The organism is Sphingobium sp. FW305-3-2-15-F-TSA7 (assembly GCF_058787155.1).
In genome coordinates this window covers 88,388-97,081 of record NZ_JBYSZM010000027.1, presented here as the reverse complement: position 1 = coordinate 97,081, position 8,694 = coordinate 88,388, and the positions used below count along the sequence as shown (strand labels likewise).

Here is an 8,694-nt window from a genome sequence, read left to right as displayed (position 1 = left end):
ACACCAGCCTCCAAAAGCCAGCGTTGAATCAGAAATCCTGCACCCCGTGAATCCCTAAAATGTCACCACCACCTAGAATGATTTCAAGGCAGGTGGAATCACCTGACGACTCGCAAAATGCAGAAAACAAATAGTCAATAGAGCGGGATGCGTTTCAACCTAAGCGCATCCCGCTCTAGAATATCATGCGGGAATGGCTAGTCTGCACGACTCACAATTCCCGCAACTGGTATAGGGCGCAGCCAGCACCTCAGCGGTAACACACAACCTTCGCCGCCCTGACCACCCGCTCCGCATCGACCAGCGCCAGCTTTTCGAGCTTGGCGGCATAGGGTAGCGGCACGTCCTCGTTGGTCACGCGCAGCACGGGTGCGTCGAGATCGTCGAAGCCCTGCTCCATCGCGACCGCAAGGATCTCGCTCGAGATCGAGCAGACCGGCCAGCCTTCCTCGACCACGACCATGCGATTGGTCTTTTTAAGGCTGGCGAGCACCGTGGCGGTATCGAGCGGGCGCAGCGTGCGCAGGTCGATCACTTCGGCCTGAATGCCCTCGCCCGCCAGCGTCTCGGCGGCTTCGAGCGCGAGGCCGACGCCGATCGAATAGCTCACCAGCGTCACGTCGCTGCCCTCACGCACGACGCGTGCCTTGCCGATCGGCAGGACATAATCGTCGAGCTTCGGCACTTCGAAACTGCGACCGTAGAGCAGCTCGTTTTCGAGGAACACGACGGGATCCTCGGAACGGATCGCCGCCTTCAACAGCCCCTTGGCATCGGCCGCGTCATAAGGCGCGATCACGATCAGGCCGGGAACCGCGGCATACCAGGGACCGTAATTCTGGCTGTGCTGCGCGGCCACGCGCGACGCGGCGCCATTGGGGCCGCGGAACACGATCGGGCAGCGCATCTGTCCGCCCGACATGTAATTGGTCTTGGCCGCAGAATTGATGATGTGATCGATCGCCTGCATGGCGAAGTTGAAGGTCATGAATTCGACGATCGGCTTGAGGCCCGCCATCGCCGCACCGGTGCCGACGCCCGCAAAGCCATATTCGGTGATCGGCGTGTCGATCACCCGCCTGGCGCCGAATTCCTCGAGCAGCCCCTGGGTGACCTTGTAGGCGCCCTGATATTCGGCGACTTCCTCACCCATCACGAAGACGCGATCATCGGCGCGCATTTCCTCGGCCATCGCGTCGCGCAGCGCTTCGCGCACCGTCGTCTTGACCATCTCGGTACCGGCCGGAATGTCGGGATCGGACACGCTGGCGCGCACATCGCTCGACAGCTTGGACGTGCCGGATTCGGCCTTTTGAGGCTTTTCTTCACCCTGGCTGCCGGCCGGTTCCCCGGCAACGGGTTCCGGTGCCGCGGCGGGCGCCGGGGCAGCCTCCGCGGCGGACGCCGCCGTCGTTGCCGCATCTTCGCCTTCGCCGGCGATCATCGCGATCACGGTGCCGACCTTCACGCCTTCGCTGCCTTCGGGCACGAGGATCTTCGCGACCGTGCCTTCGTCGATCGCCTCGAACTCCATCGTCGCCTTGTCGGTCTCGATTTCGGCGAGAATGTCGCCGGACTTCACGGCATCGCCTTCCTTGACGAGCCATTTGGCAAGCGTGCCTTCCTCCATCGTCGGGGAAAGCGCGGGCATCTTGAGTTCGATCGCCATCAGTAAGTATCCACCAGCACGTCCGTGTAGAGTTCCGCCGGTTCCGGCTCGGGAGAGGTTTCGGCGAAGTCCGCCGCCTCCGCCACGACCTTGCGGATCTCCTTGTCGATATCCTTGAGCGCATCTTCCGAGACGCCGAGCGCTTCGAGCTCCTTCTTGGCGTGCTCGATCGGGTCGGACTTGTCGCGCACTGCCTGCACTTCCTCGCGCGACCGGTATTTGGCCGGGTCGGACATGGAATGGCCGCGATAGCGATAGGTCTTGAGCTCGAGCAGCACCGGCCCCTTGCCCTCGCGCACCCATTTGACCGCGGTCTCGGCCGCACCGCGCACTGCCAGCACGTCCATGCCGTCGACCTGGATGCCGGGGATGCGGAAGCTCTCGCCGCGGCGATAAAGCTGATCCTCAGCCGAGGAACGATTCACGCTTGTGCCCATGGCATATTGATTGTTTTCGATGACGAAGATGATCGGCAGCTTCCACAGCTCCGCCATGTTGAAGCTTTCGTACACCTGCCCCTGATTGGCCGCACCATCGCCGAAATAGGCCATGGCGACACCGCCATCATCGGCATATTTGTGCTTGAAGGCGAGGCCGGTGCCCAGCGACACCTGCGCGCCGACGATGCCGTGGCCGCCATAGAATTTATGCTCGACCGAGAACATGTGCATCGAACCGCCCTTGCCGCGGCTGATGCCAGCCTCGCGGCCGGTCAGTTCGGCCATGATCACCTTGGGATCGATACCGTAAGCGAGCATATGGCCATGGTCGCGATAGCCGGTGATCACGCTGTCCTTGCCGACTTCGAGCGCGGATTGCAGGCCGACCGCAACAGCCTCCTGACCGATATAGAGATGGCAGAAACCGCCGATCAGACCCAGGCCGTAAAGCTGTCCCGCCTTTTCCTCGAAACGGCGGATCAGCAGCATCTCACGATAGAATTCGAGCAGTTCGTCCTTGCTCGCCTCGTAGCGCTTCGGTTCTTCGGGGCGCTCCCGATTGGCGGGCGGCGGCGCCCCCGTGGCGGCCTTGCCGGATTTCGCTGTCGATGCTCTTGCCAACTCATCACCCTGGGGAAGGAGGAACGGTATGAGCCGGTCTATAGGCGCGGCCCCAAGGATTCCGCAACGGCCAGCACGCGATTATCGGCGCTCAAAGATCATTTGACCAGATTAATTGGCCGATCATTTAACAGGCAGGATGATCTCGTCAGGATGCGCAAGGCCGAGCTCGCGACGGATCAGCTCATCGGCCATGTCGGGATTGGCGCGGCGCGGATCGAGCAGCGCCACGCGATTGGCCAGCACCGCCTTTTCGGCCTCGAGCTTGGCGAGCACGACGCGCCGTTCCTGAAGCTGACGTTTATAGTCACCCCAGGCCAGCACGCCGTTCGATCCCATCAGCGCATATCCAGCGAATGTCGCGATGACGAGAAACATCAGCGCCGACGGCGCCGCCGATCTGATCAGGGACAGGAAGGAAATGGCCTTGGACATCGTAGAATCCTTGAATCACACGGGATTCTACGGGTCAAGCACAAAGTCCTCCCCGGCCGTAATAAAGCAGCAATATGAGATTCGCCGATCAGGGCATTGATTCAGCCAAAGATTCGCCCTGCATAGCGTGCGACCGGTCCGAGCTGTTCCTCGATACGGATGAGTTGGTTATACTTTGCAAGCCGATCGGAACGCGCCAGCGAGCCCGTCTTGATCTGCCCGCAATTGGTCGCGACCGCGAGATCGGCGATCGTCGCGTCCTCGGTCTCGCCCGAACGATGCGACATCACCGCAGTATAGCCCGCGCGCTGCGCCATCGAAACGGCTTCCAGCGTTTCGGTCAGCGTGCCGATCTGGTTGACCTTCACCAGCAGCGAATTGGCGAGCCCGTCGCGGATGCCCTGGGCAAGCCGCTTCGGATTGGTCACGAACAGGTCGTCGCCGACAAGCTGCACACTGCCGCCGATCTTGTCGGTCAGCGCCTTCCAGCCCTCGAAATCATCCTCGCCCATGCCGTCCTCGATCGATTTGATCGGATAGCGTGCACACAGATCCGCAAGATAATCCGCCATCTCGACGGGGGAGAGTATCCTGCCTTCGCCATCGAGGTGATAGGCGCCATCCTTGAAGAATTCGGTCGCCGCGCAATCGAGCGCAAGCACGACATCGTCGCCGGGCGTGTAGCCTGCCTTTTCGATCGACTGCATGATGAAGTCGAGCGCATCGGACGCGCTGGCGAGATTGGGCGCGAAACCGCCTTCGTCGCCGACCGCGGTTGCCAGCCCCTTGTCGTGCAGCCCCTTCTTCAGCGTATGGAAGATCTCGGCACCACAGCGCACCGCCTCGACCAGGCTCTCCGCGCCGACCGGCATAATCATGAATTCCTGGAAATCGATCGGATTGTCGGCATGCGCGCCGCCATTGATGATGTTCATCATCGGGACGGGCAGCAGATGCGCGGAGACCCCGCCGACATAGCGGTAAAGCGGCAGCCCGCGCGAATCCGCCGCGGCCTTGGCGGCCGCCAGGCTGACGCCGAGGATCGAGTTGGCACCGAGACGCCCCTTGTTGGGGGTGCCGTCCAGTTCGATCATGGCCGCGTCGATCTCACCCTGATCCTCGGCCTCCAGGCCCAGGATCGCCTCGGCGATCTCACCGTTCACGGCCTCGACCGCCGCGGTCACGCCCTTGCCCAGCCAGCGGGTCTTGTCGCCATCGCGCTTCTCGACCGCTTCGTGTGCACCGGTCGACGCGCCCGAAGGCACGGCCGCGCGGCCGAAACTGCCATCCTCCAGCGAGACGTCGACCTCGATTGTGGGATTGCCCCGGCTATCGAGGATTTGGCGCGCATGGACGTCGACGATCGCAGTCATTGGTGGCTCTCCGGCTAGAGGGTTTTCGACGCAGGCGAACGCACCTGCCGGCTCGAAAATCCCGGCAAACAAGGGCAAGCCAGACCCGTTCCGGTTCGATTTGAACCAGAGCGAGTCTGGCGACGATGGGATGGCCGTGCCTCTATCGGCCAAGCCACGCGAGCGCAATTGCGGGAAAGCGGCGCGGGGGCAAGTTCATATCGGCCCCATCCTCAACCTAGTGATGATACGGGCGGAACTTGCGAAGGACAGAGATTGTTGTAGCTGTGAATCGAGTTTTCGAAAGGAAAGCAAAAATGGCTGACGATCCGATCCCGAGCGCTTCCGCACCCAAGAAGCCCGCGACGCGCAAGCCCGCCGCCGCGAAAGCCCCCACCGCCGCGAAATCCAAGGCAGCCAAGCCGGCAGCCGCGGCGAAGCCGGTCGCGCGACGCGCGGCGCCGGTGAAGGCCGCCGCGACACGCGCCGCACCCAAGGCGGCCGCCAAGGCCGACAGCAAGCTCAAGGCCGCCGCGAACGATGCGACGTCGGCGGTGCGCAAGGAAGCCTCCGCGCTGAAGGATCAGGCGGCCGCCCGCGCTCGCGGCGCCGCGACCGAAGGCAAGGCGCGCGCCGCGTCGGCGCTCGACAATGTCGCGCGCATGATCGGCGACGCCGCCGGCACCGTCGATAGCAAGGTGGGATCGCAATATGGCGATTACACGCGCAAGGCGGCCGACGCGGTTTCGGGTTTCGCCGACACGCTGAAGGGCAAGGACGTCGACGAACTGGTCCGCGATGCGACCGATTTCGTCAAGAAGAGCCCGGCGGTCGCGATCGGCGCGGCGGCGGCGATCGGCTTCGTCCTCGCACGCCTGATCAAGGCCGGCAACGATAGCGACGGCAAGGCCTGACGGACCGCACGGGGGTGACGAACGCGCCGGACATGACCACGCCGCACGTGCCGCCATCCGACGCTCTTGTGGAGACCGAAGAGCGGAAGCACGAAGAAGGTAGCATCGCCGACCTGCTGAGCCGGCTGGTCGACGATGCCGAAAACTTCGTCCGCGCGGAAATCAAGCTCTACCGGGTGGAGGCGATCCACAAGGTCAATATCTATCGCACGCTCCTCGCGCTTGCCGCGGTGGGCGGACTGCTCGCCTTCGGCTCGGTCACCTTGCTGCTCATGGCGCTGGTTTTCGCGCTCGCGCCCTTGATGGGTGCGGCCTTGGCGGCATTTCTCGTCGCTGTCGTCGCGATGCTGCTCGCGGCGCTGCTGATTGGGCTGGTCGCCGCGCGGATCCGAAAGGATCTTGGCGACAGGCAGGATGAAGACGAGGGCGAGGACCTGGGCCTATGACACGCGAGGAGATCCGCCTCGCCCGGGCAAGGCGCGAATCGTCGGCCGCACGCGCACGGCTGACCGGAACGCTGATCGAGTTGCAGAACCGGCTGAAACCCAAGGCGCTGATCGAAGAGGCGTTGGAGGATCTGCGCGAAAAGGCCGACGAGATCGCAGCGGATGCGATCGAGACGGTCAAGAAGCGACCGTTCACCACCGCGGCGATCGTGCTTGCGGTGCTGGCCTGGGTCTTTCGCGCACCGATCCTGTCGGCGCTGGGGGATCTGGTCGACAGGATGAAAACGACCCGCGCCGGGGACTAGCAGTCAAAGGCGAAACGACCGGCCGCATGGCCGCCTTTTGGAGGATGAAGCATGACCAAGATCGCTGACAGCGCCAAGAAGGCGAGCGAGTTCGCGAACGAGACGATCGAGGCCGCGCGCGGCGCCGCCGAGACGGCGCTCGCCAGCGGCAAGGCAAAGGCCAAGACCGCCTATTCGGCGTCGCGCACGCGCGCCAACAAGGCCTATTCCACCGCCCAGGCGGGCGTGAAGCGTGCCGGCGCCAAGGCCGGCCAGCAGCTCGATGAAAACCCGCTCGCCTTCCTTGTCGGCGGGATCGCGCTGGGCGCGCTGATCGGCTCGCTGTTGCCGCGCACCCAGCAGGAAGTGAAGACGCTGGGCGCGACCGGACGCAAGATCAACAAGGCGGCGGGCAATGCCGCGCAAGCCGCGAAGACCGCAGGCAAGAAGAAGCTCGACGCGCTCGGCATCAGCAAGGATGCCGCGAAGAAGCAGGCGCAGAGCCTGCTCAAGTCCGTCTCCGCCGCCGCGAATGAAGCCGGCAATGCGGCGGCCAAGGCCGTCGCCAAGCCGACGGCGAAGCCGACCCGCACGGCAGCGAAAGCCGCCCCGAAGCCGGCGGCGGCAAAAAAGGCGCCGAGCGCCTGAACACGGCGCGTTGCGATTGACGCGCCGGCCGGGATCATTAGGGAACCCCCTTGTATCTCAGTCGGCGCGGACTGGGCGCGACCGATGCCCCTCCGCGGCGACCAATTAAAGGGTTTCCGATGAGCAAACTGCATCTCGTGTTCGGCGGGCGGGTCCAGGATCCGCAGACGCTCGATTTTGCCGATCTGTCGACGATCGACATTGTCGGCGTGTTTCCCGACTATAAATCCGCCGAGGACGCCTGGCGTGCCGCGGCCCAGCGCACCGTCGACGACGCCGAGATGCGCTATGTGGTGGTGCATCTCCACCGCCTGCTCGAGCCTGAGATGCTCAAGCCCGCTCAGGGCTGAAGTTCGATCCCGTTCGATTGACTCACTTTCTGTCGTTCCCGCATGCGCGGGAATGACAGATCGGAATTGATGGGCAGCGCCCCCTATTCCGCTTCATCCACGCGTTCGTCCCACTTCGGTGCCGACCCGAGCAGGAACAGCAACAGCGCTGCAATCGCGAACAGGCAGGCGAGGAACCAGAGCATCGGCCTGTATGAGCCGAACATGTCGAACAAGGCCCCGCCGATCGTCGGGCCGAAGCCCACACCGATGCCGAACAGTGCCGCGATCTGCCCATAGATCGCCGCATAGGCGCGCATGCCGAGATAGCGGCTGACAAGGACCGCGAGCACGTCGAATTCGGCGCCGGTCGCAAGGCCGATGATCACGGCCGCCGTCATCATCAGCGGCATCGAGCCGCCGCCCGGCGCCAGCAGGATGCAGGCGATCACGGGCAGCAGGAACACGCAGCCGCCGACCAGCCGGGCCGGAAAATGATCCATCAGCGATCCCGTGATCAAACGGCCGACAATGGCGGCCATGCCGATCAATCCGCCGATCGCGGCAGCATCGACCGGCGATATCCCGCGCTGGATCCCCATCGGGATGAAATGGACGATCAGGCCGGCCACGCCGCCGCCGATCAGCATGGCCGATGCCGACAGCATCCAGAACCGGGCGTGACGCAAGGCCTGGCCGAAGCTGAGGCCCGGCGCCTCCGCCCGGTCGACGGCGGCGACGCCCGCCTGTTTGAGGTCGAGATCGCGCGCGCTGTGCAGAAATGCCAGGAGCAGCGGCAAACCGAGCAGCAGCACCGACCCGCCAAGTGCCGCATAGGTCGCTTCCCAACCGAAGCGATCGAGCATGCGCGATCCGAGCACGAGCGTAGACGCGCCCGCGACTCCCGTGCCGCACAAGGCCACGGCAAGCGCCAGGCCACGTGACCGGTCGAAGCGGCTGGCCACCGCCACCGACCAGAGACTGGCGCCGGCAAAGCTGTAGCCGATGCCCAGCAGCGCCCAGAGCGCATACCAGCTCCAGATGGAGGGCTCGGCCAGGCCGAGCAGCCCCAGACCGATGCAATAAGCGACATAGCCCGGTATGGCGACGCGACGCACGCCGACGCGATCGGCCAATCGCCCGATGCGTGCGGCAATGAACAGATTGACCATCGCGACGATCGCGGGCCCGGACGAGATCGCGGCCCGGCTCCAGCCATATTCGCTGCTGAGCGGCTGGATGAACAATCCGAGCGAATAGAAATGCAGCGAGGTCACGCCGATGCCGACGGCCCCAGCAAGCACGACCGGCCATCCGGCCCGCCATTCGTCACGCGTGGTCGCCTGCGCGCCTGCCGTCATGCCCTGCTCCCATTCGGGCCGCATGAATGCGCGACCCTGAGCCTTTATTGCACCATAGTGCAAAATTCACAAAGCGGGAAACGTCAGCTCGGCGCGGCCGATCCCGCCATTTCGGGAAGCATCAGGAAAGAGGAAGAAGAAGCTGGATCCCCGCTTTCGCGGGATGACACTGCAACGATCAAGCCATGATGGTTG

At 64.1% G+C, this 8,694-nt stretch carries 10 protein-coding genes; 5 read left to right on the top strand and 5 right to left on the bottom strand.

Going from position 1 to position 8,694, the window contains the following annotated elements; all coding sequences use genetic code 11:
* Nucleotides 1-250 precede the first annotated feature (250 nt).
* The 4 genes from AC3WN8_RS20560 to eno form a co-directional block, all read right to left on the bottom strand.
* Nucleotides 251-1,669: a pyruvate dehydrogenase complex E1 component subunit beta gene (locus tag AC3WN8_RS20560; RefSeq protein WP_492671347.1), complete on the bottom strand. Its 1,419-nt coding sequence runs from the start codon at nucleotides 1,667-1,669 to the stop codon at nucleotides 251-253.
* Nucleotides 1,669-2,730, bottom strand: a complete 1,062-nt coding sequence (pdhA, locus tag AC3WN8_RS20555) for a pyruvate dehydrogenase (acetyl-transferring) E1 component subunit alpha (RefSeq protein ID WP_492671346.1) — start codon at nucleotides 2,728-2,730, stop codon at nucleotides 1,669-1,671. Before pdhA ends, AC3WN8_RS20560 begins: the two co-directional genes overlap by 1 nt.
* A gap of 123 nt (nucleotides 2,731-2,853) precedes the next feature.
* On the bottom strand, nucleotides 2,854-3,165 hold the full coding sequence (locus AC3WN8_RS20550; RefSeq protein ID WP_492671345.1) for an FtsB family cell division protein: 312 nt from the start codon (nucleotides 3,163-3,165) through the stop codon (nucleotides 2,854-2,856).
* Nucleotides 3,166-3,266: 101 nt separating this feature from the next.
* Nucleotides 3,267-4,538, bottom strand: coding sequence for a phosphopyruvate hydratase (eno, locus tag AC3WN8_RS20545; RefSeq protein ID WP_492671344.1), 1,272 nt, complete (start codon nucleotides 4,536-4,538; stop codon nucleotides 3,267-3,269).
* 296 nt (nucleotides 4,539-4,834) lie between these two features.
* Here eno and AC3WN8_RS20540 point away from each other — a divergent pair, with 296 nt between their 5' ends.
* The 5 genes from AC3WN8_RS20540 to AC3WN8_RS20520 all read left to right on the top strand — a co-directional run bounded on the left by AC3WN8_RS20540 (nucleotide 4,835) and on the right by AC3WN8_RS20520 (nucleotide 7,159).
* The gene (locus tag AC3WN8_RS20540; RefSeq protein ID WP_492671343.1) at nucleotides 4,835-5,431 is read left to right on the top strand and encodes a hypothetical protein; all 597 of its coding nucleotides are present in this window, start codon (nucleotides 4,835-4,837) and stop codon (nucleotides 5,429-5,431) included.
* 32 nt (nucleotides 5,432-5,463) lie between these two features.
* Complete coding sequence (locus AC3WN8_RS20535; RefSeq protein ID WP_492671342.1) at nucleotides 5,464-5,877, top strand: phage holin family protein; 414 nt, start codon at nucleotides 5,464-5,466, stop codon at nucleotides 5,875-5,877.
* Nucleotides 5,874-6,182, top strand: a complete 309-nt coding sequence (locus tag AC3WN8_RS20530) for a DUF3618 domain-containing protein (RefSeq protein ID WP_492671341.1) — start codon at nucleotides 5,874-5,876, stop codon at nucleotides 6,180-6,182. Before AC3WN8_RS20535 ends, AC3WN8_RS20530 begins: the two co-directional genes overlap by 4 nt.
* Nucleotides 6,183-6,233: 51 nt before the next feature.
* Nucleotides 6,234-6,809: a hypothetical protein gene (locus tag AC3WN8_RS20525; RefSeq protein WP_492671340.1), complete on the top strand. Its 576-nt coding sequence runs from the start codon at nucleotides 6,234-6,236 to the stop codon at nucleotides 6,807-6,809.
* A gap of 119 nt (nucleotides 6,810-6,928) precedes the next feature.
* Nucleotides 6,929-7,159: a DUF4170 domain-containing protein gene (locus tag AC3WN8_RS20520; RefSeq protein WP_492671339.1), complete on the top strand. Its 231-nt coding sequence runs from the start codon at nucleotides 6,929-6,931 to the stop codon at nucleotides 7,157-7,159.
* Nucleotides 7,160-7,242: 83 nt separating this feature from the next.
* Here the strand turns inward: AC3WN8_RS20520 and AC3WN8_RS20515 are convergent, their stop codons facing one another.
* Nucleotides 7,243-8,499 (bottom strand): MFS transporter, encoded by a 1,257-nt coding sequence (locus tag AC3WN8_RS20515; RefSeq protein WP_492671338.1) that lies wholly within the window; start codon nucleotides 8,497-8,499, stop codon nucleotides 7,243-7,245.
* Between the last annotated feature and the right edge of the window lie 195 nt (nucleotides 8,500-8,694).